The sequence below is a fragment of the Caulobacter mirabilis genome (assembly GCF_002749615.1).
Taxonomy (GTDB): Bacteria; Pseudomonadota; Alphaproteobacteria; order Caulobacterales; family Caulobacteraceae; genus Caulobacter; species Caulobacter mirabilis.
In genome coordinates this window covers 1,359,530-1,383,919 of the sequence record NZ_CP024201.1, presented here as the reverse complement: position 1 = coordinate 1,383,919, position 24,390 = coordinate 1,359,530, and the positions used below count along the sequence as shown (strand labels likewise).

31 protein-coding genes and 1 riboswitch are annotated in these 24,390 nt (G+C 72.2%); of the genes, 7 read left to right on the top strand and 24 right to left on the bottom strand.

Annotation, left to right across the window (positions count from 1 at the left end; genetic code table 11):
* Positions 1 to 7: 7 nt before the first annotated feature.
* The 15 genes from CSW64_RS06800 to CSW64_RS06730 form a co-directional block, all read right to left on the bottom strand.
* A complete protein-coding gene (locus tag CSW64_RS06800) occupies positions 8 to 670 on the bottom strand; it encodes a baseplate hub domain-containing protein (protein WP_099621399.1) in 663 nt (220 codons plus the stop codon).
* Positions 671 to 687: 17 nt separating this feature from the next.
* Entirely contained in the window at positions 688 to 1,305 is a 618-nt protein-coding gene (locus CSW64_RS06795; protein WP_099621398.1) for a DUF2460 domain-containing protein, read from the bottom strand.
* A gap of 67 nt (positions 1,306 to 1,372) precedes the next feature.
* Positions 1,373 to 1,654 carry a hypothetical protein gene (locus tag CSW64_RS06790; RefSeq protein ID WP_099621397.1) on the bottom strand — a complete coding sequence of 94 codons (282 nt, stop codon included), beginning with the start codon at positions 1,652 to 1,654 and terminating at the stop codon, positions 1,373 to 1,375.
* Between the two features lie 77 nt (positions 1,655 to 1,731).
* Complete coding sequence (locus CSW64_RS06785; protein ID WP_099621396.1) at positions 1,732 to 2,208, bottom strand: hypothetical protein; 477 nt, start codon at positions 2,206 to 2,208, stop codon at positions 1,732 to 1,734.
* Positions 2,209 to 2,300: 92 nt separating this feature from the next.
* A complete protein-coding gene (locus tag CSW64_RS06780) occupies positions 2,301 to 2,843 on the bottom strand; it encodes a phage tail tape measure protein (protein ID WP_099621395.1) in 543 nt (180 codons plus the stop codon).
* Positions 2,840 to 3,025 (bottom strand): phage tail assembly chaperone, encoded by a 186-nt coding sequence (locus tag CSW64_RS06775; protein ID WP_245863850.1) that lies wholly within the window; start codon positions 3,023 to 3,025, stop codon positions 2,840 to 2,842. The genes CSW64_RS06780 and CSW64_RS06775 overlap by 4 nt, the downstream gene beginning before the upstream one ends.
* Positions 3,022 to 3,312, bottom strand: coding sequence for a GTA-gp10 family protein (locus CSW64_RS06770; protein ID WP_099621394.1), 291 nt, complete (start codon positions 3,310 to 3,312; stop codon positions 3,022 to 3,024). Before CSW64_RS06770 ends, CSW64_RS06775 begins: the two co-directional genes overlap by 4 nt.
* The gene (locus tag CSW64_RS06765) at positions 3,309 to 3,728 is read right to left on the bottom strand and encodes a phage major tail protein, TP901-1 family (protein WP_099621393.1); all 420 of its coding nucleotides are present in this window, start codon (positions 3,726 to 3,728) and stop codon (positions 3,309 to 3,311) included. Before CSW64_RS06765 ends, CSW64_RS06770 begins: the two co-directional genes overlap by 4 nt.
* A 17-nt stretch (positions 3,729 to 3,745) precedes the next feature.
* Positions 3,746 to 4,153, bottom strand: a complete 408-nt coding sequence (locus tag CSW64_RS06760; protein ID WP_099621392.1) for a DUF3168 domain-containing protein — start codon at positions 4,151 to 4,153, stop codon at positions 3,746 to 3,748.
* On the bottom strand, positions 4,150 to 4,473 hold the full coding sequence (locus tag CSW64_RS06755) for a phage head completion protein (RefSeq protein WP_099621391.1): 324 nt from the start codon (positions 4,471 to 4,473) through the stop codon (positions 4,150 to 4,152). Before CSW64_RS06755 ends, CSW64_RS06760 begins: the two co-directional genes overlap by 4 nt.
* Entirely contained in the window at positions 4,470 to 4,736 is a 267-nt protein-coding gene (locus CSW64_RS06750; RefSeq protein ID WP_099621390.1) for a head-tail connector protein, read from the bottom strand. The genes CSW64_RS06755 and CSW64_RS06750 overlap by 4 nt, the downstream gene beginning before the upstream one ends.
* A gap of 168 nt (positions 4,737 to 4,904) precedes the next feature.
* Positions 4,905 to 6,134 carry a phage major capsid protein gene (locus CSW64_RS06745; RefSeq protein ID WP_099621389.1) on the bottom strand — a complete coding sequence of 410 codons (1,230 nt, stop codon included), beginning with the start codon at positions 6,132 to 6,134 and terminating at the stop codon, positions 4,905 to 4,907.
* Positions 6,135 to 6,264: 130 nt separating this feature from the next.
* On the bottom strand, positions 6,265 to 6,684 hold the full coding sequence (locus tag CSW64_RS06740) for an HK97 family phage prohead protease (protein ID WP_099621388.1): 420 nt from the start codon (positions 6,682 to 6,684) through the stop codon (positions 6,265 to 6,267).
* Between the two features lie 169 nt (positions 6,685 to 6,853).
* Positions 6,854 to 7,114, bottom strand: a complete 261-nt coding sequence (locus CSW64_RS06735) for a hypothetical protein (RefSeq protein WP_099621387.1) — start codon at positions 7,112 to 7,114, stop codon at positions 6,854 to 6,856.
* 3 nt (positions 7,115 to 7,117) lie between these two features.
* A complete protein-coding gene (locus CSW64_RS06730; RefSeq protein ID WP_099621386.1) occupies positions 7,118 to 8,275 on the bottom strand; it encodes a phage portal protein in 1,158 nt (385 codons plus the stop codon).
* Positions 8,276 to 8,350: 75 nt separating this feature from the next.
* Here CSW64_RS06730 and CSW64_RS06725 point away from each other — a divergent pair, with 75 nt between their 5' ends.
* Together CSW64_RS06725 and CSW64_RS06720 are read left to right on the top strand one after the other, a co-directional pair.
* Entirely contained in the window at positions 8,351 to 8,602 is a 252-nt protein-coding gene (locus CSW64_RS06725) for a type II toxin-antitoxin system Phd/YefM family antitoxin (protein WP_099621385.1), read from the top strand.
* Complete coding sequence (locus CSW64_RS06720; RefSeq protein WP_099621384.1) at positions 8,599 to 9,030, top strand: type II toxin-antitoxin system VapC family toxin; 432 nt, start codon at positions 8,599 to 8,601, stop codon at positions 9,028 to 9,030. Before CSW64_RS06725 ends, CSW64_RS06720 begins: the two co-directional genes overlap by 4 nt.
* Positions 9,031 to 9,128: 98 nt before the next feature.
* Here CSW64_RS06720 and CSW64_RS06715 read toward each other — a convergent pair whose 3' ends face one another.
* Together CSW64_RS06715 and CSW64_RS22305 are read right to left on the bottom strand one after the other, a co-directional pair.
* Entirely contained in the window at positions 9,129 to 10,256 is a 1,128-nt protein-coding gene (locus CSW64_RS06715; protein ID WP_483862454.1) for a DNA-packaging protein, read from the bottom strand.
* A complete protein-coding gene (locus tag CSW64_RS22305; protein WP_245863849.1) occupies positions 10,198 to 10,728 on the bottom strand; it encodes a hypothetical protein in 531 nt (176 codons plus the stop codon). The genes CSW64_RS06715 and CSW64_RS22305 overlap by 59 nt, the downstream gene beginning before the upstream one ends.
* 310 nt (positions 10,729 to 11,038) lie before the next feature.
* A riboswitch (cobalamin riboswitch) is annotated at positions 11,039 to 11,267 on the top strand.
* A gap of 120 nt (positions 11,268 to 11,387) precedes the next feature.
* On the opposite strand from CSW64_RS22305, the gene metE reads away from it, so the two are divergent.
* Positions 11,388 to 13,739: a 5-methyltetrahydropteroyltriglutamate--homocysteine S-methyltransferase gene (gene metE, locus CSW64_RS06710; protein ID WP_099621382.1), complete on the top strand. Its 2,352-nt coding sequence runs from the start codon at positions 11,388 to 11,390 to the stop codon at positions 13,737 to 13,739.
* Positions 13,736 to 14,461: an acyl-CoA thioesterase gene (locus CSW64_RS06705; protein WP_099621381.1), complete on the top strand. Its 726-nt coding sequence runs from the start codon at positions 13,736 to 13,738 to the stop codon at positions 14,459 to 14,461. The genes metE and CSW64_RS06705 overlap by 4 nt, the downstream gene beginning before the upstream one ends.
* Before the next feature lie 86 nt (positions 14,462 to 14,547).
* Here the strand turns inward: CSW64_RS06705 and pbpC are convergent, their stop codons facing one another.
* Positions 14,548 to 16,749, bottom strand: coding sequence for a multimodular transpeptidase-transglycosylase PbpC (pbpC, locus tag CSW64_RS06700; protein WP_245863848.1), 2,202 nt, complete (start codon positions 16,747 to 16,749; stop codon positions 14,548 to 14,550).
* Positions 16,750 to 16,804: 55 nt separating this feature from the next.
* Here pbpC and CSW64_RS06695 point away from each other — a divergent pair, with 55 nt between their 5' ends.
* Positions 16,805 to 17,281 (top strand): YcgN family cysteine cluster protein, encoded by a 477-nt coding sequence (locus tag CSW64_RS06695; RefSeq protein WP_099621379.1) that lies wholly within the window; start codon positions 16,805 to 16,807, stop codon positions 17,279 to 17,281.
* Between the two features lie 9 nt (positions 17,282 to 17,290).
* On the opposite strand, the gene CSW64_RS21955 is transcribed toward CSW64_RS06695, so the two are convergent.
* Positions 17,291 to 17,437 carry a hypothetical protein gene (locus CSW64_RS21955; RefSeq protein WP_172448485.1) on the bottom strand — a complete coding sequence of 49 codons (147 nt, stop codon included), beginning with the start codon at positions 17,435 to 17,437 and terminating at the stop codon, positions 17,291 to 17,293.
* A 102-nt stretch (positions 17,438 to 17,539) separates the two neighbouring features.
* Between CSW64_RS21955 and CSW64_RS06690 the strand changes: the two genes are divergently transcribed.
* Positions 17,540 to 18,436, top strand: a complete 897-nt coding sequence (locus CSW64_RS06690; RefSeq protein WP_099621378.1) for a LysR substrate-binding domain-containing protein — start codon at positions 17,540 to 17,542, stop codon at positions 18,434 to 18,436.
* Positions 18,437 to 18,439: 3 nt separating this feature from the next.
* On the opposite strand, the gene CSW64_RS06685 is transcribed toward CSW64_RS06690, so the two are convergent.
* The 3 genes from CSW64_RS06685 to CSW64_RS06675 all read right to left on the bottom strand — a co-directional run bounded on the left by CSW64_RS06685 (position 18,440) and on the right by CSW64_RS06675 (position 21,640).
* Entirely contained in the window at positions 18,440 to 19,948 is a 1,509-nt protein-coding gene (locus CSW64_RS06685) for a YadA-like family protein (RefSeq protein WP_099621377.1), read from the bottom strand.
* A gap of 107 nt (positions 19,949 to 20,055) precedes the next feature.
* Complete coding sequence (locus CSW64_RS06680) at positions 20,056 to 21,129, bottom strand: helix-turn-helix domain-containing protein (protein ID WP_099621376.1); 1,074 nt, start codon at positions 21,127 to 21,129, stop codon at positions 20,056 to 20,058.
* Between the two features lie 109 nt (positions 21,130 to 21,238).
* Complete coding sequence (locus CSW64_RS06675) at positions 21,239 to 21,640, bottom strand: endonuclease domain-containing protein (RefSeq protein WP_099621375.1); 402 nt, start codon at positions 21,638 to 21,640, stop codon at positions 21,239 to 21,241.
* Between the two features lie 237 nt (positions 21,641 to 21,877).
* Between CSW64_RS06675 and CSW64_RS06670 the strand changes: the two genes are divergently transcribed.
* Complete coding sequence (locus CSW64_RS06670; protein ID WP_099621374.1) at positions 21,878 to 23,665, top strand: ABC-F family ATP-binding cassette domain-containing protein; 1,788 nt, start codon at positions 21,878 to 21,880, stop codon at positions 23,663 to 23,665.
* A gap of 156 nt (positions 23,666 to 23,821) precedes the next feature.
* Here CSW64_RS06670 and CSW64_RS06665 read toward each other — a convergent pair whose 3' ends face one another.
* Both CSW64_RS06665 and CSW64_RS06660 read right to left on the bottom strand, forming a co-directional pair.
* Positions 23,822 to 24,175, bottom strand: a complete 354-nt coding sequence (locus CSW64_RS06665; protein ID WP_099621373.1) for a hypothetical protein — start codon at positions 24,173 to 24,175, stop codon at positions 23,822 to 23,824.
* 58 nt (positions 24,176 to 24,233) lie between these two features.
* A complete protein-coding gene (locus CSW64_RS06660; protein ID WP_172448404.1) occupies positions 24,234 to 24,371 on the bottom strand; it encodes a hypothetical protein in 138 nt (45 codons plus the stop codon).
* Positions 24,372 to 24,390 lie beyond the last annotated feature (19 nt).

Genomic DNA, 24,390 nt, shown 5'->3' with positions numbered 1-24,390 from the left:
GCGCGCCCTATCCACGTCGGCTGCCGCCGTCGTGACGCTCGCCCGGGCCGGGATGGGCGGTCAGGAAGTCGCCGCCCGGAATGGACGGGAAGCCCCTGAAGTTCAGCACATTGCCGAAACGGCCTGAGCAGGTGCTGAAACGCTTGTCGCATCCCAGGCCCACGCTCGGATGGTCCGCCGCGACCCCGCAGCGCGCGTCGCCCAGCGCGGCGTCGCACAGCCGTCCGAACAGCCGTCCGGCCGTGCGGTCGAGCGCGGCCAGCGGCCCCTCGATCTCGGCCTCGAACGCCGCTCCCTCGCGCCGCAGCCGCGAGATCCGGCCGCGCCACAGGATGACGAAGAGGTCCGGACGCTCCCAGTCGACGCGGCGACATTCCAGGTCCGCGCCGTCATAGGCCCCCGCCCGGATGTCGGCCTCGGTCACGGCCGCATCGTCAAGGCCGCCCGCCGCGACGGCCGATCCGGCCCCGGAGAAGGCGAGCGCCGTGTCGGCCGCGCCTGCGGTCCAGCCGCTCGCGGCGGAGCAGGTGAGGCCGCCATGGTCGAGCGGCCGATCATGGTCGGTGAAGCCCAGCCTCCGCCCGTCGCGACGGGTCAGCAGCCAGGCATGGCAGAGCGTCGCGGCGCCGGACTCGATCCGGGCCGCCAGCGCCGGCGGTGCGTCCTTCATGGAAACCTCTCGGCGGACTAGATCCGCACCTCGATGAGCGGGACGGCGACGACGCGGCCGGCCTGGAAGCTCTCCAGGGTCACGTCGATGCGGTCGGCGTCGAATCGGACCGGGGTGTCAAAGGCGAAGCCGGCAGTGACGACGGCGCCCGTCGGCGGCGGCGCGGCCAGCGTGACCAGACCGGTCGTCGCATCGACGGCGAAGGCTGTGGTCTCGACGCCATCGACCGCGACCCGGGCGGATCCGACCACCGGTTTGCGGATCGTCCGCGCGGGGCCGTCGCCGCCGTAGGCCTTGCGAAGCGGAAACTCGAAACGCTCTCCATTTCCGACGCCAAGGTTCTGATCCAATGGAGAAATATCGGCGGACGGCGCACAGGACTTGAAGTCAGCGAAGTCCTTGAAGCGGAATCCGTACAGCCGGCCGCGACGCGCTTCGAAGAAGGCGACCAGCGCCGCCGCATCGTCCAGCGACCGCACGCCCGCGCCGATCAGATAGCGGCGGCGGCCGTGCGCCCAGGGCGTCGACCGTCGCTCGAAGCCGGAAGCCAGCGTGACAACCTCGGTGCGGCGCTCGACGCCGCAGGTCGAGCCGAACGCCAGCCGCGCGGGCAGGCGCGCCTCATGAAAGGACATGACGGGCTCCAGACACGAAAAGGCCCGCGCGAGGCGGGCCGTGGAAGAGCAGGATGGAGGCCGGCGGTCAGGCCGGTCGGAGGCGGAAAACCACCACGGCGAACAGGCCGAGCGCCACCACGACCAGGATCAGCGAGGCGCTCGAGGCGACGATGCCGCTGATCGCCATGCCCCGTCCGCCGGACCGGCGCAGGCCGAGCACGCCGAACGTCAGGCCGACGGCGGCGGGCACGATGACCGCCAGGTTGAGAATGGGTATCCAGGCCGCCAGCAGCGACAGATTGCCGAGCACCGCAGAACCGAGCGCAAAGCCGTTGAACGGCTGCGGCGCGACGTGGTCGTGAGTCATCAGGTCCCCCGATCTGAAAGCCTCACGCGCACGCTAGTCCTTCGGCGCGACCTGTCAACGCGGCGTTAAGCGGCGCCTCAGTCCAGGGGGCAGCCGTAGGATGGCGACGCCAGCCGGGCGGGGTCGTTCCAGGTCGGGGCGCGGGAGGCGGCGAATCCGTCGGGGCCTCTCAGGCAACGCGAGACCGGACCGCCGTAGCCGTAGTAGCCGCCGTTGCGGCCGAAGTCGGTGTGGCCCACCGCGACGCCGACCGTCGACCGCTCGCCGACCGGAATGTCGGCGGTGAGGTAGCCGCTGCGATAGCCGCCGGTTCCGACGGACACGGACACCTCGCCATGGATCTTGCGCGGGCCGGAGTCGCGCTCCGCCGCCGCCGCCGACCGGACGGGCTCGGCCGCGGCGTCGGCCAGATAGCGCTCGATCTGGGTCGCGGTGTCCATCGGCGGCGTCCCACTGGCGCCGGCCGTCGACATGGGCGCGTCGGCGGGCTCGGCCGCCAGGACGGGCGTCGCGCCCATGGCCAGGACCAGCACGATGGCGGCGACGGACCTCATAGGGGACCCCCTCTGACTCAAGCGAACGCACGATCCTGCGCGATATCCGGAGCAGAATTGCGGCGCCATTGTTGCGGCGGCGGCGCGTGGCGTCAAAGGTTCCGCGCGCCCAGGCTCGCCGCCCGGGCCAGGGCGGCGGCGATCTGGGTCTCGGAGCGCAGCAGCGCCGCGCCGCCCTCGCCCCGGACGGTGACGTTGATCGTCGCGCCGCCGCCGGCCGCGGGCTCGATCGTCCCAGCTCCGGCCGGCCGGAAGACTTCGGGTCCGCGCTCGCCGACGAGATAGGCGCGACCGCCTAGGACCCCGCCGCCGTCGGCCCGGGCCCCGCCGAAGCCGCCGCCGCTCAGGACTGCGGACAGCGCCTCCGCCAGTCCGCCGCCGCGCCCGCCGCCGCCAGCGCCCGCAGCGGCGTTGACCGCGGCGATCACCGCCTCGGCCAGTTCGGCCAGGGTCACCTTGCCATCGGCCGCGGCGCGCGACAGCGACCGGGCCAGGCTGTCGCCGGCCTTGCCGAAGGCCTCATCGATGGCGGACGCGGCGCGCTCGGCCGGCTGGCGCAGGGCTTCCATGGCGGCCGCCGCCTCGGCCGCCTGCCGCGGCAGGCCCTCAAGCCCGCCGTCGTCGAACTGGGTCATGGCTGTCCATCCGGATAGGCGCGAACCAGCGCATCCAACGCGGTCCGGGTCAGGGTCTGGGGAGCGGCGTCCTCGGCCAGCGCCCGCCATTCGACGACGGACAGCCGCCAGAAGACCTCGGGCGCCAGGCCGAAGCGCAAGGCGGCCAGCCGCAGCAGCGCGGGCCAGGGCGTCGCGATCACGCTGCGGCGGCCCGGAAGGCGGCGGCGACCGCCTCGGCCGCCTCGCGGGCGTCGAGGGCGACGACGTCCACGCCCTCCTCCCCGCCGCCGCGCAGCAGCGCCGCCAGCACGACGGCCAGATCGCGCGCCGACGGCGACCGCAGCCGTTCGGCCAGGGCCTGCCAGTCGGCGGCGCCGAAGGCGGTCTCCAGCTCGGCCAGCGCGCCCAGGGTCAGGCACAGCCGCCGCGGCCGCCCGCCCAGCGTCGCCACGGCCTCGCCCCTCGCGCCGTTTGCGACGGCGGTCACGGCAGGGCCTCGAAGACGATCTCGCCGGCCGAGGCCAGGGTCAGGGCCCAGGTCGCCTCGCCTTCATGCTCGCCGGCGTACTCCAGCGCCGTGACCAGGAACGGGCCCTGCAGCGTCCCGAAGTCGGGCACGACCAGCCGCCAGGTCCGCGCCGCCTGGGCGAAGAAGGCCTCGCGGATCATCGCGTCGCTGACGGCGTCGCGGAAGATCCCGGCCCCGGAGACGGCCGCCTGTTTCACGCCCGCCCCAGCCAGCAGTTCGCGCCAACGGCCGGCGCTGTCGCCGTCTGTGGCGTCCACGGACCGGGCGTTGAGCGAGAGCGTCCGCGCCCGCAGCCCGGCCACGGCGGCGAATCCTTCCGGGTCCGCGCCGTCGCCGATCTTGAGCAGGATGTCCTTTCCGCGTTGGGCGGCCATGCGAGGGTCTCCTTCCTTCAGAGGGGTTCGGTCACCGCCCGCAGCCGGACGACGCCGACGACGGGCCGCCAGTCGGGCGCCCGGAAGACGTCGGCGTAGGCCACGCGCAGGTTCACCAGCCGATGTCCGTCCAGCGCCAGATCGGCGCCGTGCAGCCGGGCGCGGACGGCGGCGATCACCGCCTTGGCCTCCTCGGCGCCGTCGAAGTGGGACAGGCAGGTCAGGGTCAGGGCGTGCTCCAGCCCCTCGCCGTCCAGCCCGCCCCAGGGGCGGGTCTCGGCGCGGCCGAACACGAGGTGGGGAAAGACGCGCGCCTGCGGCGGCGCGTCATGGATGCGCGGCGGGTCGCCGAGCAGGGCCGCCAGCGCCGGATCGGCGCGCAGATGCGCCAGCAGCGCCTGCTGCAGCGCCAGGTCGGGGCTCATGGCCAATGCCTTTCCAGCTTCAGCACGATCCGGCCGCGCCGGGCCGCGTGCGGGACGACGGCGACGATCCGCCAGGGCTCGCCGCCCGCCTTCAGCCGCCGACCGCGCCGGACGGCGGGGTGGGCGCGCGCCTCGGCCTCGGCGGTCTCGACCAGGCGCGGCGGGCCGGCGGCGTCGGGGCTCTCGCGATGCCCCGAGGGGCGCAGATCGACCCACAGGGCGGCGACCTGGGACCAGCTGCGCGAGCGGCCGCCGAACAGGGTCTCGGCCTCGGACGGCGCCTCCAGGGCGGCCAGGGCGCGCAGGGCGGCGATGGTCACAGCCGCGCCCTCCGCCAGGACGCCAGCCAGGGCTCGACCAGCGACAGCGGCGGCTCGCCGGCGTCGCGGTGCTCGTAGGCCTGGGCGACCAGCATCAGGATGGCCAGCCGCAGCGGCGCGGGCGCCGGATCGGCCAGGACCAGCCCGACGGAAGCCTCGACCCGGCCGGTCGCCGCCTCGATCAGCAACCGGATCAGGTCGTCCTCGGCGTCGTCGGTGACGCGCAGGAACAGCCTCGCCTCGGCGAGGGTGATGGGAGGCATGGGGTATCTCCGTGAATTCACCCCTCCTGGGGGAGGGGACCACCCGAAGGGTGGTGGAGGGGGCCCAAAACGGTTGAGGCCATCTCGCGTTGTGGTGGAGGTTCGGCCTCTTTAGGCCCCCTCCACCACCGTTCCGGCGCCCCCCCTCCCCCTGCGGGGGAGGAGCAACTACGACGCCGCGAACTTCATCAGCTTGATGGCGTCGAAGTTCTGGACGCCGCCGCCGACGCGCTTGGTGGTGTAGAACAGCACATAGGGCTTGGCGCTGTAGGGGTCGCGCAGGACCCGGACGCCGGCCCGGTCGACGATCAGATAGCCCTTGGCGAAGTCGCCGAAGGCCAGGGCGAAGCTGCCCGCGGCCAGGTCGGGCATGGTCTCGATCTCGCTGACCGGATAGCCGAGCAGGGTCGCGGGCGCGCCGGGCGCCGTGGCCGGCGACCAGATGTAGTTGCCGTCGGCGTCCTTGAACTTGCGCACCGTCGCCGCCGTCCGTCGGTTCAGCACGAAGCGGCCGTTGGCCCGGTACTGGGCCCTGGGCGCGTAGATCAGGTCGATGATCCGGTCGACCGGGTTGGCCGCCGCGAACCCGCCGGCCGCGCCGCTGAGCATGAAGCCGATCTCGCCCCAGGCCTGGCCGGCGTCGGCGACCTTGTCGTAGCTGAGGAAGCCCCTCGGCTTGTTGACCCCGTCGCCGGCGACGAAGGCCTGGGTCTCCTGGCCGGCGAAGGCGTCCTCGCACTCGGCGGCCAGCCATTCGTCGAGGTTGACGAAGGCGTCGTCGAGCAGGGCCTGAGTCGCCGCCGGGCTGGCGTAGAGGTCGGCCGCCGGGAACTCGAGCAGGGCCAGGACCGGCGGGTCGGTCTCGGGCCGGGCGGCGGTCTCGGCGACCCAGCCGCTCTCGATCCCCGCGGTCGACACCGGCTTGCGGAACACGCCCGCCCCGATGGTCCGCACCGTGGCGATCTCGCGCATCGGCGAGGACATCTGCAGCCGCCGCTCGATCAGCCGCTCGGTCTCGGGCGGCGCGACATAGCCGCCGGCGGTCGGGACGCCTTCGGAAAGCCCCTTGGCCTCCAGGATCAGCGCCGACGACTGCCCGGTCTTGAGATAGCCGTCCCAGGCCTGCTTCCGCTCGTCGGGAACGGCGCTCTTGGCGCCCTCCCCGCCCAGCGCCGGACGCCGGCCGTCGGCCAGGGCCCGGTCCATCCGCCCCTGCGCCGCCTGCAGCGAGGCGTCGATCCGCGCCACCTTCTCCTCGAGCAGGGCGTCGCCGCGCCGGCTCTCCAGCATCGCCAGCCGCTCGTCGTTGGCCGCCTTGAAGGCCTCGAACGCCGCCATGACCTCATGCATGGCGGCGCGCGCGGCGGGATCCGCCGCCGCGTGTTTGGTTTCTTTCATGGGTTCTCCTGTGAATCCCCTTCTCCCGGCAGGAGGAGGAGTGTCTTCGGGGGACATGCTCCTGCAGGGTGCGTGTCCCCTGATCCTGAAGGGGACACGCACCGCTTCGCGGAGCCTGTCCCCGGACGGGTCAGCCCACCCTCCCGATCCGCGCGCCCGGCAGCATCGGGAAGGTCACCACCGACACCTCCCACAGCTCCACCTCGGTCAGCACCCGCAGGCGGCCGGTTTCGTCGGGGCGGGCCTTCAGCGTGCGGAAGCCGATCGACAGGCCGTCCATGGCCCCCGCCCGCACCAGGGCCGCGCACATGCGGCCCTCCGGCGTGACGTCCAGGATCCGGCCTCGCACCCACAGGCCGCGGCCGTCCTCGACGGCCTCGTCCCAGACGCCGATCGGCCGGGCGGTCTCGTGCTGGCACAGCATCCGCACCCCGCCCGCGCCGCTCCGCGCCAGCGAGGCCGCGAAGGCGCCGGCGGCGGCCACGTCGTCGTTGAGGTCCCGCGTCCAGAACAGCGAGGCGTAGCCGGCGATCTCGGTCTGCGAGGTCATGAGGGTCTCCTGACAACTGGTCACGCCATCCGGATCCTCCCCTCTGGGGGAGGTGGCTCGCCGCAGGCGAGACGGAGGGGGTCTGCCGCGTCGGAGGCGCATCTCTGCCGCTCCGAACCCCCTCAGTCGCCGCTTCGCGCCGACAGCTCCCCCAAGGGGGGAGCATCCTTCACAGCTCGCCCGTCTCCAGGCGGCGTTCGAGGCGCTCCAGAGTGACGCGGGTGGCCGCGACCTGCTCCTCCAGCCGGGTCAGGCGTTCGCTGAGGTCGGCCTGGCGGTCGATCTTGCGCTGCAGCTCGTCGATCCGGGCCGAGGCCCGCCCGGCCCACATCAGCCCGCCGCCCGCCTGGACGGCGATGGTGACGATGACGGCCAGGGTGACCTGTTTGTCGAACCGGAAACCAGTCGCGGGGTTTCGGGATGCGGGCATGTCTCAGTGCTCCAGCCCCGCCAGGCGGCGGCGCTCGTCGGGGGTCAGGAAGGTCGCCGCCTCGAGCCGGGCCCAGAGGGCGTCGCGCTCGGCTGACAGGGCGGGGACGGCGTCCAGGTCGCAGGCGATGCGGACATTCGGATGCCGGACGCCCAGCCAGCCGGTCAGGGCCCGGGCCAGCCGCTCGGCCAGCGGGATCGCCGTCTGCCGCCAGAAGGCCGCGTTGGCCTCGCGGTAGTTGGCGTAGGTGTTGTCGCCGGGGATGCCCAGCAGCTGGGGCGGCACGCCGAAGGCCAGGGCGATCTCGCGCGCCGCGGCGTGCTTGCCGGCGATGAAGTCCATCTCGGCGGGGCTCAGCGACATCGGCCGCCAGTCGAGCCCGCCCTCCAGCAGCAGCGGCCGTCCCGCCGCGCCGGGGCCAGTGCGGGCCGCCAGCTCGGCCTTCAGGGTCTCGAACTGGGCCTCCGACAGCCGGTCGCCGGCGTCCGCGTTGGAGTAGACCAACGCCCCGCTCGGCCGGGCGGCGTTGTCGAGCAGCGCCTTGTTCCAGGCCCCGCTGGCGTTGTGGACGTCGATGGCGAAGGCGGCCGCCTCCAGCGGGCTGGCGCCGTAGTAGTCGTCGGCCGGGTTGAGCAGCCGCAGCTGCAGAACCGGCAGCCAGCCGTCGGCCTCGCGTCCGATCCGCACGCTGCGCCCGCCGACCGTATACTCCCAGGCCTGGGGCCAGCCCTGGCGGCCAGGCACCACCTTCATACGGTCCGGCCGCAGGACATAGAGCTCGTCCGGCGCCTCGCCCACAGCCTCCAGATAGCCGTTGCCGCTGACCTGCAGCGCCCCGAAGAAGGCCTCCAGCAGATCGGGCCCGGCCTGTTCCGGGTTGGGCCGGTCGAGCAGGCGGCGCAGCGGATGGTCGTCGACCCGCCGCCCGCCCTCGAACACGACCAGCGGCGCGGAGGCCGCCGCCTCGGCGATCATCCGGACGCAGCGATAGGCCACGGGGTTCTTGGCGAACCCCTCCCGCGCCAGGCTCTCGTAGTCCCGCGGCGTCCACACCGGCCGCCCGGCGGCGGTCAGGGCGACCAGGGCCGCGGCGCGGGAGTCCTTGATCTCGGGGGCCTCGGGCGCGCGGAAGCGCCCGCGGAGACGGGGGAAGAGGGGCATGAGAGGGGCTCCCGCAACGTTGGACCAACTAGGCCTGCAGTTGGTCCAACTCGTTTCATCTGCTATGCTCGGACCATGTCGACCCAGATCAACATCGCCCAGGCCAAGAGCCGGCTGTCCGAGCTGGTCGCTCGCGCCGAAGCCGGCGAAACCATCGTGCTGTCCCGCGCCGGCAAGCCGGCGGTGACGCTGACGCCGGTGGCGCCGCCCGCGAAGACCCTGCGCCAGCCCGGCGGCTGGAAGCATCTCGGACAACTCCCCGACCTCGATCCGTTCCTTGAGGTCGACGGCGAGTTCATCCCCACGGACGACGACTTCCTGTCGTGAGCGTCCTGCTGGACACGCACGTCCTGCTCTGGTGGCAGCTGGACAGTCCGCGTCTGAGCGAGACCGCGCGTCGTTGGATCGCCGAGGCCGACGTCGTCTACGTCAGCGCCGCCAGCATCTACGAGATCGACGACAAGCGCCGTCAGATCAGGGCCAAGCAGGCGCAGGGCAGAACCGGCCGACAGCCCGACCAGCAAGTCGTGCTGCTGGCCATGCCGGACGACCTTCTGGTCGCGCTCCCGACCTTCGGCCTGCGGATATTGGAGATCACGGCCGAAGCCGCCTGGCTCGCCGCCCGGCTGCCCTTCGACCATCCCGATCCCTGGGACCGCATCCTGGTCGCCCAGGCCAAGCTGCTCGCCTGCCCCCTGATCACCGCCGACCGCCGTCTGCACGACCAGGCCAAGGACACGCCGATCGTCTGGTAGCTGGGGACATGTTCCGGCGCAGCTGGTACGTGTCCCCGATACGACAGGTGATAGGTCTCAGGGACACGTACGCGCCTGCGGCGCGAACATGTCCCCCTCTACAGCACCCGCACCCGCGGCCGTCGGCTCACCCGGCTCAGCAGCAGGTCGGTCAGGGCCCAGACCAGGGCGTCGGCGCGGTCGGGGCTCGGGCCGCCGTCCGTACAGCCCAGAGCCATCAGCTCCTCCTCCAGCGCCGGGAAGGCGCCGCAGTGGACCACCCGGCCCTGTTCGTAGAGCGCCGCCACCGGCTCGGCCCGCACCCGCTTGCTGAAGCGGGCGTGGACCAGCCGCACCTCGCAGGGCGCGCCGGCTTCGGCCAGGACGCTGCGCACCATGTCGCCGCCCTGGTTGGCCTCGGCCACGATGGCGCCCGCCCCGAAGTCGCGCGCCGCCGAGACCGCCGCGACCGCCCAGCCGCTCGGCGAACGGCCGCGCACGGTGCGGTCGGCCAGGACGAAGCCGCGGTCGCCGATCCGGCCCGCCGCGACGATGCCACAGGCGTCGCCGCCCGCGCTCGCCGGCGGGTCGACCGCCACCACCACCCGCTCCAGCCCGCTGGGGCGCGCGCCGCGGCAACGGGCCAGATCCTCGGCCCGCCACAGCGCGCCCTCGCCGTCGACGATGACGCCGTCCAGCTCCTGCGCCGCCAGTCGCGTGCCGCCATAGAGCCCTCGCAGGGTCTCCAGGAAGGCCGGCGCCAGGTTCTGGGCGTTGGTCGCCGTCGGCAGCACCGAGGTCGCGACCCCGGCCTCGGCCCGCAGCGTGCGCAGGGCCCGGATCGGCTTGGGCGTGGTGGTCACCACCAGCCGCGGCGCCGTCCCCAGCCGCAGGCCGAAGCGCAGCATGGCCAGGGTTTCGCTCGGACGCGGCCAGGCGCAGAACTCGTCGGCCCAGGCGGCGCAGAACTGCGGCCCGCGCAGGCTGTCGACATCCTCGGCGGAGAACACCTGGGCCTGGGCGCCGTTGTCCCAGACCACCCGGCGGCGGGTCTTCTCGTAGCGGGGCCGAAACCCCTCGGGGGACTGCGCCCGCAGGCCGGACGGCCCTTCGATCATCACCTCGCGCACGTCGTGCAGGCTGGGACCGACCAGGGCCAGCCGGCCGCCGTCGAACCGCGCCGCCTGCTCAACCAGCCAGCCGGCGCCGAGCCAGGTCTTCCCCGATCCCCGCCCGCCCAGGGCCAGCCAGGTGTTCCAGGGGTCGTCCGGCGGGAGCTGGGCGCGATTGGCCCGGCTCTGCCAGTGATCCAGCATCGCCGGGCGCTCCGCATCCGGGGCTGCTGTCCGCAGACTTTCGTTCGACAAGCCATTGAGCGCGTCGATCGAGTCTTTTCCGAAGCGCCACCAACTTCCGTTCGAGAAGCGCCTCGCGATCTCCGGCGTCAGCGTCATTCATGTGGTCCTCAACCTCTTCCTCGGCGTGGTCGGGCGCAGGGCCCGTCTTGCGCGGCTTCTCCAGGTGATCGATCACCCGCCGCGCCGACAGCAGCGTGCGGGCATAGACGCCGCGCAGGCGCAGCCGGCGTTCGAGCGTGATGTCGCTGTCGGGCCTCGGCAGCGACTTCATCACCGCCGCGTCGTCGGCCAGCAGGCTGGGAACCTCTTCGCAGAGATGGTCCAGGACCTGACGGGCCTCGCTGTCTGGTTTTCGGGTCATGCCACAAAGGTACGGGACCAGCGGGCGCCCAGGCGAAACGGGTGCGAGAAAGTCGGAAGCCATTGGAAAGGCAGGAAAATTTCCGGAAGGTTCGGCGGATGGGTGGTGATCTGTCCTCGCAAACCAGGATCCTCCCCCCTGGGGGAGGCGGCTCGGCGAAGCCGAGACGGAGGGGGTCTTCCGAACGTCCATAACCCCCCTCAGTCGTCGCTTCGCGCCGACAGCTCCCCCAGAGGGGAGCATCCCAACAGCCCCCAAAAATCATATAAAGATATCTTTATATCCCTCTTGACGCAGCCGTTGTTCCGGCCTCTTCTAGGGTCGTCGTGGTCTGCGGGCGTTCGCGCGTCCGGAGCTAAGAGGGAAGCCGGTGCGGGGGTGAAATCCCAAGTCCGGCGCTGCCCCCGCAACTGTGAGCGGCGAGCTTCCGCCCGTTGAGTGTCACTGATGCGCCGAGCTGGTTCGGCAGCGCGTCGGGAAGGCCAGGGCGGCGGCTATGACCCGTGAGCCAGGAGACCTGCCTCGACAGATAACGTCCTCCGGCGGGGTGCCCGGTCTGGCCGCATGCAAGGCGCGACCGGGCCGTGACCGTCCCTGCGCGCCGGTCCGCGCGCGTCCCGATCAGCCTCCGCCACAACACCGGCAGAGGCACTTCGAAGATGACCGTCACCGTCGCCACCCTGGGCTTTCCCCGCATCGGCCCCCGCCGCGAGCTGAAGTTCGCGCTGGAGGCCCATTGGGCCGGCAAGACCGACGCCCAGACCCTCCTGGAGACCGCCCGCGGGCTGCGCGCCGCCGCCTGGGCCCGCCAGGCCGGGCTGGGCGTGGACCATGTTCCGAGCAACGACTTCTCGCTCTACGACCACGTCCTGGACACCGCCGCGATGGTCGGGGCGATCCCGGCCGGCTACGGCTGGAGCGGCGGACCGGTCGACACGGCGACCTACTTCGCCCTGGCCCGAGGGCGGCAAGGCGCGGAGCCGGCGGACGCCTGCGGCCCGGGCTGCGGCCACGACCACGGCGCGGGCGGCGGCCTGCCGGCGCTGGAAATGACCAAGTGGTTCGACACCAACTACCACTACCTGGCGCCTCAGCTGTCGCCCGGCCAGACCTTCGCCCTGGCCTCGACCAAGCCGGTCGACGAGTTCCTCGAGGCCAGGGCCCTGGGCGTCCCCACCCGGCCGGTGCTGCTCGGGCCGATCACCTTCCTGAAGCTGGCCAAGGCCCAGGACGAGGGTTTCTCGGCCCTGTCGCTGCTGGGCGGCCTGCTGCCGGTCTATGTCGAGGTCCTGCAGCGGCTGGCCGCCGCCGGCGCCGACTGGGTGCAGATCGACGAACCCTGCCTGGCCCTCGACCTGACGCCGTTCGAGCGCGGCGAGCTGCGCCGGGCCTACGGCGTCCTCACTCATTCGGTCCCCGGCCTGCGGTTGATGCTGACCGGCTATTTCGGCGGCTACGGCGACAACCTGTCGACAGCGGTCAACCTGCCGGTCGACGGCCTGCATCTGGACCTGGTCCGGGCGCCGGAGGATCTGGACCGGATCCTGCCGCTGGCCCGTGAGAGCCTGGTCCTGTCGCTGGGCGTGATCGACGGCCGCAACGTCTGGCGCGCCGACCTGCCGGCCCTGCTCGATCGGCTGGAGCCCGTGGTCGCCCGGCGCGGCGCGGCGCGGATCGTGCTGGCCCCGTCCTGCTCGCTGCTGCACGCGCCGATCGACCTGGACCTGGAGACCGGCGTCGACCCGGAGATCCGCCAGTGGCTGGCCTTCGGGATCCAGAAGATCGCGGAGCTGGCCGTGCTGGCCAAGGCCCTGAACCAGGGCCGCGACGCCGTCGCCGCCGAGCTGGAGGCCAGCCGCGTCGCCGCCCAGGCCCGCCGGACCTCGCCGCGCATCCACGACGCCGCCGTGGCCGCCCGTCTGGCCGCCGCGACCCCGGCCATGGCCTCCCGCGCGTCGGCCTATGATCGCCGCCGACCGCTGCAGGACCGGCGCCTGGGCCTGCCGCCGCTGCCGACCACGACGATCGGCTCGTTCCCCCAGACCGAGGCCGTGCGGAAAGCCCGCTCGGCTCACGGCAGGGGCGAGTTGTCGGACGCTGACTACGAGGGCTTCCTGCGCGCCGAGACCGCCCGCGCCGTCGCCTGGCAGGAAGAGGCCGGGCTGGACGTGCTGGTCCATGGCGAGTTCGAGCGCAACGACATGGTCCAGTACTTCGGCGAGCAGCTGTCCGGCTTCGCCTTCACCAAGCATGGCTGGGTCCAGTCCTACGGCTCGCGCTGCGTGCGGCCGCCGATCCTGTACGGGGACGTCTCCCGCCCGGCGCCGATGACGGTGGCCTGGTGGCGCTACGCCCAGGGCCTGACCGCGCGGCCGATGAAGGGGATGCTGACCGGGCCGGTGACGATCCTGAACTGGTCCTTCGTCCGCGACGACCTCCCCCGGGAACAGGCCTGCCGCCAGATCGCCCTGGCCATCCGCGACGAGGTCCTCGACCTGGAGGCGGCCGGCGCCCAGGTGATCCAGATCGACGAGGCCGCCCTGCGCGAGGGCCTGCCCCTGCGCCGCGGCGACTGGGACGCCTACCTGGCCTGGGCGGTGGAGAGCTTCCGCCTGGCCGCCGCCGGCGCCGCCGACCACACCCAGATCCACACCCACATGTGCTACTCGGAGTTCAACGACATCATCGCCGCCATCGGGGCGATGGACGCCGACGTGATCTCGATCGAGACGGCCCGCTCCCGGATGGAGCTGCTCGACGCCTTCGTCGGCTACGCCTATCCGGCCCAGATCGGACCGGGGGTCTACGACATCCACTCCCCCCGCGTGCCGGCGGTGGAGGAGATGACCGCCCTGCTGGCGGCGGCGTCCGAGCGGCTGGCCGGCGAGCAGCTGTGGGTCAATCCGGACTGCGGCCTGAAGACCCGGAAATGGCCCGAGACGCAGGCCGCCGTGGCCAACATGGTCGAAGCCGCCCGACGCGCCCGCGCCCTCTCCGGAGCCCTGGCATGAACGGCGGCCCCGCGACCCGGCTGGTCGACATCGTCTTCCCGACCGACGTCAACCACCACGGGACCCTGTTCGGCGGGACCGCCCTGTCGCATCTGGACAAGGTGGCCTTCATCGCCGCCTCCCGGCACGGGCGGGCGGCGTTCGTGACGGCCTCCTGCGAGCGGATCGACTTCGCCGCCCCGGCCCGCCAGGGCGAGCTGGTCGAGGCGGAGGCCCGGGTGATCCGCGTGGGCCGCCGCTCGCTGAGCGTGGAGGCGACCCTGACGGCCGAGGCGCCGCTGACCGGCGAGCGGCGGCTCTGCACCCGGGGGATCTTCCACATGACGGCCCTGCGCGACCCGGACGATCCGGGTCGCGAACTGCCGCCCCTGGCCGAAGCGCCGGAGGATGAAGGCGGAGCGCTGCGGATGGTCGAGATGGTCTTCCCCGACCGGACCAACCACTACGGCACCCTGTTCGGCGGCGAGGCCCTGGCCATGATGGGCAAGGCGGCCTTCGTCGCCGCCACCCGCCACAGCCGCAAGGTGGTGGTCATGGCGGCCTCGCAGAAGGTCGACTTCGTCGCCCCGGTGGCCGTCGGCGACCTGGTCGAGCTGGTCCCCAGAGTGACCCACACGGGGAACCGCTCGATGACCGTCGAGGTCGCCTTCTGGGCCGAAAGCCTCCTCACCGGCGCCCGCCGCCGCTCGGCCGTGGGGGCGTTCGTGATGGTGGCCGTGTAGCGAAGCCAGGGGACACGTACGCTGCGCGTACATGTCCCTGGCCGACGCTGGGGACATGCTCCGCGAAGCGGTGCGTGTCCCCGTCCCTAGTACGGGATCTGCGGAACCTGCGGCGGCTGGACCGGGCGGCCGGGCTCGTCGGGCTCTTCCGGCGTGTAGGGCTCGGCGGTCTCGTCCTCCAGCTCGCGGACCGTGCGGGCGAAGTCGCCGGCCAGGTCCTGGTAGAACGGATTGCGCGGATCCTCCTCGGTCTCGGGAACCGGATCGGGCAGCAGCCAGTCGAAGTCCCGCGCCGGCAGGTCCTTGTGGGCCGCGATCATGAACTGCCGCCAGATCGTCGACGGCAGGCCGCCGCCGGCGACCTTGTTCATCGGCTTGTCGTCGTCGTTGCCGACCCAGACCCCGGCCACATAGTCCGGGGTGAAGCCGACGAACCAGGCGTCGCGCCAGTTCTGGCTGGTGCCGGTCTTGCCCGCCGCCGGCCGGCCGAAGTCCGCTCGCGTGCCGGTGCCGCGCAGGAGCACGGCCTTCATCATCTTGACCATCATCGAGGCGTTGGCGACGTCGTAGACCGGCGACGGCGCCTTGGCCGCGTGCTGGTAGATCGGCTGGCCGTCCTGCCCCACGATGCCCTCGATGATGTAGGCCTGCTGGCGCTGGCCGCCGAGCTGGAACACCTGGAAGGCGCTGACCAGGTCGAGCAGGGTCACCTCGTAGGCGCCCAGCGTCACCGACAGGTCGGGATTGGGCGGGATGCTGGTCAGGCCGAAGCGACGGGACAGCTCGCCGATGCCCTGGCCGCCGACCTCCTGGCCCAGCTTGACCGCGACGGTGTTGATCGACTTGGCCAGGGCCGTCTCGACGGACACCGTGCCCGCGTAGCCGCCGCCGTAGTTGGCCGGGGCCCAGTCGCCGATCTTGATCGGGCCGTCGACGCGGGTGTCGCTGGGCAGCACGCCCCGCTCCAGCGCCGCGGCGTAGACGAAGGGCTTGAAGGTCGAGCCGGGCTGGCGCTTGGCCTGGACGGCGCGGTTGAAGGCGGTCTCGTCGAAGTCGGTCCCGCCGACCATGGCCCGGATGGCGCCGTCGGGCGTCATGGCCAGCAGCGCCGCCTGTTTGGCCCCCGCCCGGGCGCCGTCGCCGCGCAGGGTCTCGCGCACGATCTTGGCCCCTGTCGCCTGCAGCCGGCTGTCGATGGTCAGGCGCACGACCAGGTCGGGGCTGTTGGGCCCGGCGATCTTCACCGCCTCGGCGGTGGCGTAGTCGAGAATATAGCCGAGGTCGCCCTCGTCCTGGGTCGCGCCGGGGGCCAGGACCGGGGTGTCGGCCAGGGCGGCCTCATACTCGGCCCGGGTGATCCAGCGCTCCTCCAGCATGTTGCCGAGGATCAACCGCTGCCGCTCCAGGGCGCCGGCCATGTTCTTGGTCAGGGCCAGGCGCGACGGCGCCTTGGGCAGCGAGGCCAGCAAGGCCGCCTCCGACAGCGACATCTGGCCGGCGGGCTTGCCGAAATAGGCCCGCGCGGCGCCGTCGATGCCGTAGGTGTTGGCCCCGAAGAAGATCCGATTGAGGTAGAGCTCCAGAATCTCCTGCTTGGTCAGCACCTTGTGCAGCTGGCGGGCCATGACCGCCTCCTGCAGCTTGCGCTTGGCGGTCTGGTCCGGCGTCAGGAACAGGCCCTTGGCCAGCTGCTGGGTGATGGTCGAGCCGCCCTGCACCACCCGGCCGGCGCGCCAGTTGACCCAGGCGGCGCGGGCGATGCCCTGGAAGTCGAGCGCCCCGTGCTGGAAGAACCGCTTGTCCTCGGCGGCCAGGAAGGCCTCGGGCACGTAGCGCGGCAGCTGGTCGAGGGTCACCCGCTCGCCGTAGCGCGGGCCGCGGACGGCGATCTGCTTGCCCTCCCGGTCCTCGAATCGGATGCCGGGGGCCCGGTTGACCGCGAACAGGGCGTCGCGGGCCGGCAGGGCGGGCAGATCCGTGAGATATTTTCGGTCGATGTAGACCAGGCCGGCCATGACCGCGACCATCCCGGCCAGGATCAGGATCAGCAGGCTCAGCCAGACCCAGCGCAGCTTCGGCGACCCGGCCCAGCTGAACAGCGAGGTCCAGCGGAAACCGCCGCCCGGCTCGCGCGGAGGCTTGGGCGGCTTCGGCGGCTTGGGCGGCTTGCGGCCGGTCCCGCGGGCGAATTCGGCCTTCGGCTCGCTGTCCGGATTCGGCGCAGCCTCCGGCGCCGGCTCCTGTTCCGGTTCGAAACGGTACGGCGGAAGGGACCAATTGTCGCTCAAAACGATCCAGACGCAGCTTGGGTTAGGGCCTCGACGGGTTTAGGACGCAAGGGTCATGCCGTGCAAACCCTTCTGGGAAACCAAAACCCTTTCCGAGATGTCCCCCGCCGAGTGGGAAAGCCTATGCGACGGCTGCGGCCTTTGCTGCCTGGTTCGCTTCGAGGACGAAGACACTGGCGAGGTGATCCCCACCCGGGTGCATTGCAAGCTGTTCGACAGCGCCTCCTGCCGCTGCACCGACTATCCGAACCGGAAGCAGTACGTCCCCGACTGCATCAAGCTGACGCCCGGCAACATCGAGGACCTGCTGTGGATGCCGCCCAGCTGCGCCTATCGCCGGCTGCATGAGGGCAAGTCCCTGCCCGCCTGGCATCCGCTGATCACCGGCGACCCGGAGAGCGTCCACAAGGCGGGGGTCTCGATCCGCGGCGAGACGATCAACGAGAACACCCTGGACGACCCCGAGGACGCCCTGGACCACGCCGCCTGGGACCTCAACGAGGACAAGGGCGACTGGCCCTACGAAGGCTGACCCCCGAGCCTATCGCGCCGGGTCGAGGCGCGCCGGACCACAGCCGGCGCGCGTCCGGCGCGTCGCCGACCGGCGACGATAGGCGGCGACGGCGCCCTGCAGCATGGCGAACCAGCCGAACGGAACGTCCTTATGCAGACGATGAAGCTCTTCCATGACCTTCTTCCTTGGGAAAACCTTTTGAAGACAAGGCTCATCCTGCTCGTCGAACCGTGTGATGACAAACGGGTCCTCCTGCTGTACGCATAAGCAATCCTTATGTCAGACATCCTCGCGACCATACCGCTCAGCGCCATCCGCCTGTTCGAGGCGGCCGCCCGCCTGAAGAGCTTCACCCGCGCCGCGGAAGAGCTGGGCGTGACTCAGGCCGCGGTCAGCTGGCAGGTGAAGGCGCTGGAGAAGCGGCTGGACCAGCCGCTGTTTCAGCGCCTGCCGCGCGAGATCGTCCTGACCCCGGCCGGCGAGCGGCTGTCCCGGGCGGCGACCGAGGCGATCACCGTCCTGCGGACCGCTTTCAGCGACCTGGTCGACACCGGCGAGGGGGTGCTCGCGATCACCACCCTGCAGACCATCGCCAACCAGTGGCTGGCCCCGCGCCTTGGCTCATTCCAGCTGGCCAACCCCAAGCTGGCCGTGCGGCTGGAGACCGACGGCCGGATGGTCGACCTGACCCGCGAGCCGTTCGACGTGGCGATCCGCGCCGGCGGCGGCGAATGGCCGGGGCTGGAGAGCCACTTCCTGTTTCCCTCGGAGCTGACGCCGCTCTGCACGCCGGGTCTCCGCGAGCGCCTGGGCGGGCTCGCCCGGCCGGAGGACCTGATCGACGCCCCGCTGATCGGCCTGCCGGAGGAGTGGGCGGCCTGGTTTCGGGCGGCCGGAGTCGCCGCGCCGGAGCGGACGGCCCTCGCGCCTCGCCTGACCGGCGACGCCCAGATGATCGAGGTGGCCTCGGCCCTGGCCGGCCAGGGCGTCGCCCTGGGCTCGCCGATCCTGTTCGCCGCCGAGATCGCCGCCGGCCGACTGGCCCGCCCCTTCGAGGCGACCTTCGCGCTCAACGGCGGCCACTGGCTGGCCTACCCCCGCGACCGCCGCCGCTCGCCCAAGATCGCCGCCTTCCGCGACTGGCTCCTGGCCTGCGCGGCGACGGCGAGCTAGCGCTCACCAGGCGAAGCCGAAACTGGCGCCGCCCATGGTCCCGCCACGGCCGGCGGTCGAGACGCCGACGTTCAGGGCCATGCTCGGGCTGATCGTCCGGGCGTAGCCGACCGAGACGGCGCTTTCGTCCTCGAACCCGCCGACGCCGATGACCAGGCGGTTCCGGGCGCCGGTCCCCTGGCCCGCGGTGTTGCCGGCCATGGCGGCGAAGGCGGCGCTCATCGCCCCCATCCGGCGCAGGTCGCCGTCCAGGCCGTCGATGCGGCCGTTCAGCCGGGCGACGTCCGCGTCGAAGGCCAGAGCGAGGTTGGCGATCCGGTTGTCGGTGTAGGCGTTGGCCGCCGTCAGGGTCGCCGCCGTCCGGGTGTCGGTATAGGCGTTGGCGCTCGTCACCCCCGCCGTGACCCGAGTGTCGGTATAGCCGTTCGCGGCGGCGACCCCGGCCGTGACCTGCGTGTCGGTGTAGGCGTTGGCGGTCGCGACGGCCGTGGCGCCGGCCTGCTGAAGCTGACGCAGATTGACCGCGTCGGTCTGGCCGGTTCCGTCGGCGACATTGACGATCCGGCGCTCGCCGCCGACCGTTCCCACCGAGACGGTGTTGGCCTGGTCGGCGAACGAGTTGGCCCCCAGCGCAACGCTGTTCTCGGCCTCGGCCTGGGCGAGATAGCCGACAGCGACGCCGCGGAGCGCCGACACGCCGGCCATCCCGCCGACGGCGGTCGATCCGTCCGCCTCGGCCCGGCTCGCCGTCCCGCTCGACGTCGCATACACGCCCATCGCCCGGGCGCTCTGGCCCACGGCGACCGCGGCGTAGCCCTCCGCGCGGCTGCTGATGCCGATGGCGCTGCTGAACTCGGCCGTGGCCTTGGCCCCGCCGCCGACGGCCAGGGTCACATTGTTGCTCGCCTCGGCGCCATGGCCGAAGGCCGTCGACTGCACGCCGGACGCGACGCTCTCGGCGCCGAAGGCGGTGGAGCGCAAGCCCGAGGCGGTGCTGTTCATGCCGCCGGCCGTCGCCTCCTCGCCGCTGGCGAGGCTGTTGTAGCCGAAGGCGGAGGCATGCAGACCGGACGCCAGGCTGGCGGCGCCGATCGCGGTGGACAGTTCGCCGACGGCGTCGGCGGTGACGCCGAAGGCGGACGCGCCGGCGCCCTGGGCCGAGCTCCTGGCCCCGACCGCCGTCGTGAAGGCGCCGCCCGCCTGGGCGTTCTGGCCCACGGCCGTGCCGTCGGTGACGTCGGCCTCGCTGTTGTTGCCGATCGCGACGGCCCGGAACCCGCCCGCCGACGCGTTCTGCCCGACCGCGAGCGCGGCGTCGCCGGTCGCCGAAGCCGCCGGCCCGCAGGCCAGGCTTCCCAGGCCCGGCGCGACGGCGCCGCCGTCGCCAACGCCGACCAGGTCGCAGACCTCGCCGGCCCGCGCCGTCTGGGGCGCCAAGCCGGCGAGACCGGCCAGGCCGGCGACGCCGGCGGCCAGGAAGGTGGATGCGAGACGTCGTTGCGTGAGACGCATGGGAAGGCCCTGTCTTGTGGAACGGTGTTTTTCGGGCCGTCCCCATACCCAAAACAGGCGGCGGAAATCCCCCGGCGATCGTCGGAGAATTTGAAAGCTAAGGGTCTTCAGCCGACCAGGGCCGCGACCAGCTCGGCCCGGCTGCCGACGCCCAGGCGGGCGTGGACGTTCTCGAGATGGTCGCGGCAGGTCGACCGGCTGACGCCGAGCCGGGCCGCCACCGCGTCGGGGCCGTGGCCCGTGGCGACCAGCAGCGCCACTTCCCGTTGGCGGGGCGACAGCGGCGTGTCGCGCAGCCGGTCGATCACGCGCAGCGACAGGGTCTCCAGCTGGCGGATCAGCACGACCAGCCCGCCGCCCGACGCCATCGCCGTGGGGAAGGCCCGGAAGCGGAAATGGCCCCAGATCGAGCGTACGGTCACCGGCGTGTTCGTCAGCGTCCCGGCGGCGAGCGCTCGCTTCACCGCCGCCGGCAGACCGGGCAGGTCGGTGCTGGCCTGTCCCGGCGCGATCAGCCCGTGATTGGCGCAGTCGAGCATGACATGGGCGTCGGCCGACATCTCCAGCACCTCGCCGGCCAGGTCGCAGACGATCATGCTTTCGGATCCGCCGTCCTCCAGGAACCGCGCCTCCGCGGGCTCGTCCGCGTCCGGATCCGCGGACGTCGGGGCGCCGACCCGCAACGCCCGCAGGAAGGCCGGCGCCAGACCGAGAAGGATGCGGCGGTCCTTCAGGCCGAAGGACTTTTCCCGCGCGCCGCGGGTCAGGAAGACGATGCCCTTGGGCCCGTCCCGGTCCCGCAGCACCAGGTCCAGCATCTGCTCGGCCTCGCTCGGCACGAAGACCTCGTTGTAGAGCACCGTCCGTTCGAGCCGGCCGCTGTCCCGCCAGGGCGCGATGTTGTCGATGACCCGCGGGCCGTTGATCAGATCCTCGATCGCCAGTTCGCCGGGCCGCTGCATCAGGTGATAGCCGCCCACCATCACCTCGCGGGCGGCCATGTAGATGACCGGCGAATAGATGTTGGTCGGCAGGCCCCGGGCGTCGCTCCAGATGAAGCCGTTGATCCGCGATCCGATCAGGGCGTGGAGCGCCTCCAGCATCCTGGGAATGACCACCTCGGACGGCAGTCCCAGGAAGGCCAGGTGCCGCACATGGGCGATGGCGTCGGACGGCCTCATCTCAGGGCCCTCGCATGACGCCGGACGGTCGCCGGCGAAGAGAGACCGACGTTATGTCAACCGGAGACCGACCGGAAGGGCGGCGCGGAGACGAACGCCCCTGGCCCCCTCAGTCGCCGCGTAGCGGCGACAGCTCCCCCAGGGGGGAGCATCCTGCTGAGTGTTCCCGGACAACGGCCAGGATGGTGTCTAACGCCGTCGCCATGTCCTTCAGGACCACCCTGGCCGGCAACCGGAGCGTTCTGATCCCCGCCTGAACCAGAAAGGCGTCGCGAGCGGCGTCCCGTTCCGGCCGGTCCTCGACATAATGCATCGCGCCATCGACCTCGACAGCCAGCCGGACCGGGTCGCAGTAGAAGTCCAGCACATAGAGACCGAACGGATGCTGCCTGCGAAAACGTAGGCCCTCCAGGCGATCTCCTCGCAGTTCCCGCCAAAGAAGCACCTCAGGCAGGCTCATGTCCTGCCGCAAGGCTTTCGCCCGGGCGCGTGTACGTGGCTTGGCGTCCATCCATTTCCCCCGATGTCGCACCGCCAGGATGCTCCCCCCTGGGGGAGCTGTCGACGCGAAGCGGCGACTGAGGGGGCTCTGCCGAGCCGAACGCCCATGGCCCCCTCCGTCCCGCCTGACGGCGAGCCGCCTCCCCAGGGGAGGATCCTGGGTCTCCGCCCTTCCCCCGGCTTCAAAAACGGGGGATAGACGCCCACCTCTTCAGCTTCCCCCGACAGCGACAGCGTTCCTCAGCCCATGGCCGCCCCTATTCTCGCCCTCAAGGACGTTCGCCTCGCCGACGGAGCGACCATGCTGTTCGACGGCGTGGACCTGGCGATCGAGCCGGGGGTGAAGGCCTCGCTGGTCGGGCGGAACGGGGCCGGCAAGTCGACGCTGATGCGCATCCTGACCGGCCAGATCGAGGCCGACGCCGGAGACCGCTTCGCCACGCCCGGCGCCAAGGTGGTCTTCGTCCACCAGGAGCCGCTGATCGAGGGCGCGACCCTGCTGGAGCATGTCGAGGCCGGCGGCGCCCCGCACTACGAGGCCGAGGCCGCGCTGATGGCCTTCGACCTCGACCCCGCCAAGTCGACCAAAGGCCTCAGCGGCGGCGAGATCCGCCGCGCCGCCCTGGCCCGCGCCTTCGCCGAGCAGCCGGACGTGCTGCTGCTGGACGAGCCGACCAACCACCTGGACATCTTCGCCATCCAGACCCTGGAGGAGAAGATCGCCCAGATGCGCGGCGCGGCCCTGATCGTCAGCCACGACCGCGCCTTCCTGGAGCGGGTCACCCGCCGCTGCTACTGGCTGGAGGGCCGCAAGGTCCGCCGCCTGGACAAGGGCTTCGCCGCCTTCGACGAATGGTCCGAGGCCATCCTGGAGGCCGAGGCCGACGAGTTCCGCCGCCTGAACAAGGCCATCGAGCGCGAGCAGCACTGGATGGCCCGCGGCGTCACCGGCCGCCGCGCCCGCAACGAAGGCCGCCGCCGCCGCCTGATCGCCATGCGCCAGCAGAAGGCGACGGTGCTGAAGGAGGCCCGCGGCCAGCTGAGCATGGGCCTGGCCTCGGGCGACACCTCCGGCAAGCGGGTGGCCGAGGCCAAGGGCCTCTCCAAGGCCTTCGGCGAGCGGGTCATCGTCAAGGGCTTCTCGACCCGCATCCAGCGCGGCGACCGGGTCGCCGTGGTCGGCCCCAACGGCGCGGGCAAGACCACCCTGGTCAAGCTGCTGCTCGGCGAGCTGCCCGCCGACGCCGGCGAGGTGAAGCTGGGGACCGGCCTGCAGATCGCCTACATCGACCAGGCGCGCGCCGAGCTGAAGGAGGGCGACACCCTCTGGGACGTGCTGACCGACGGCGGCGGCGACCAGGTCATGGTCCGCGGCGTCCCCAAGCACGTCGCCGGCTACGCCAAGGAGTTCCTGTTCCAGGACAAGCAGCTGCGCCAGCCGGTGTCCAGCCTGTCGGGCGGGGAGCGCAACCGCCTGCTGCTGGCCCGGGCCCTGGCCAAGCCGGCCAACCTGCTGGTGCTGGACGAACCGACCAACGACCTGGACATGGAGACGCTGGACCTGCTGGAGGACCTGCTGGCCGACTTCGACGGGACGCTGATCCTGGTCAGCCACGACCGCGACTTCATCGACCGCCTGGCCTCTTCGACCATCGCCATGGACGGCCGCGGGAACGTCGTCGAGACGCCCGGCGGCTGGAAGGACTTCCTGGAGCAGAACCCCGGCTTCTTCGACGCCCCGGAGACGGCGGCGGTCAAGGCCGCGCCCGCCGCCGCCAAGGCCGAGCCGAAGAAGGCCGTCAAGCTGAGCTACAAGGACCAGCGCCGGCTGGAGGAGCTCGACGCCCTGGTCCACAAGCTGCCCGGCGAGATCGCCAAGCTGGACGCCGAACTGACCGACCCGGACCTCTACGCCAAGGACCGCCCCCGCTTCGACCGCATCATGAAGGCCGCCGACAAGGCCCGCGCCGACCTGGCCGCCGCCGAGGAGGAATGGCTGCACCTGGAAGAGAAGCGGGAAGCGCTGGCGGGGTAGGCGCGGCGGAGGGTGCTCCCCCCTGGGGGAGCCGTCGGCCCGCAGCGACGACTGAGGGGGTCCTGAAACGCAGCAGGCCCAGCCCGACCGCACCACACCCCCTCCGTCTCGCCTTCGGCGAGCCACCTCCCCCAGGGGGGAGGACCCGGGGGCCCCCTACACCCCCACCGCCGGGGCCAGCCAACCCACGCAGGCGGCGAACAGCCCGACCACCGCCAGCGCCGTCCAGCGGCGGCCGTAGCCCCACAGGGCCCAGCCGGCGGCCGGCAGGACGATCATCGCGCCGTACAGGATCAGGAAGGTCGTGGCCGTCCTCCCGTCCGGCGCCTCGCCGCGGGCGACGGACATCGCCATCGGCCAGCCGCTCCAGGCCATAGCCGCCGCGACCAGGGTGGCGCAGAACAGCGCCGCCCCGACCCAGTGCCCGCGATAGCCCGGCACGAAATACACGCCCGTGGCGGCCTCATTGATCCGCCGCCGTCTTTCCCGCTCGTCCTGATCGTCGTGCATGCCGCCCTCGCCGCCTAGGCCTAGCCCAGGGCGGCGGGGGCGGCAACGCCGTCGCCGGTCAGCGCTTGCGGAAAGGGTTGAGCACCCTGAGGAACCCGAACAGGCCCCGGCCCTTGGGCGGCGTGGGGCGGGGAACCAGCAACCCGCCCATCAAGCCAAAGGACAGCATGGCGTGGTCCATCTTCGATACGTTCATGGCGGCATCTCCATAGCCG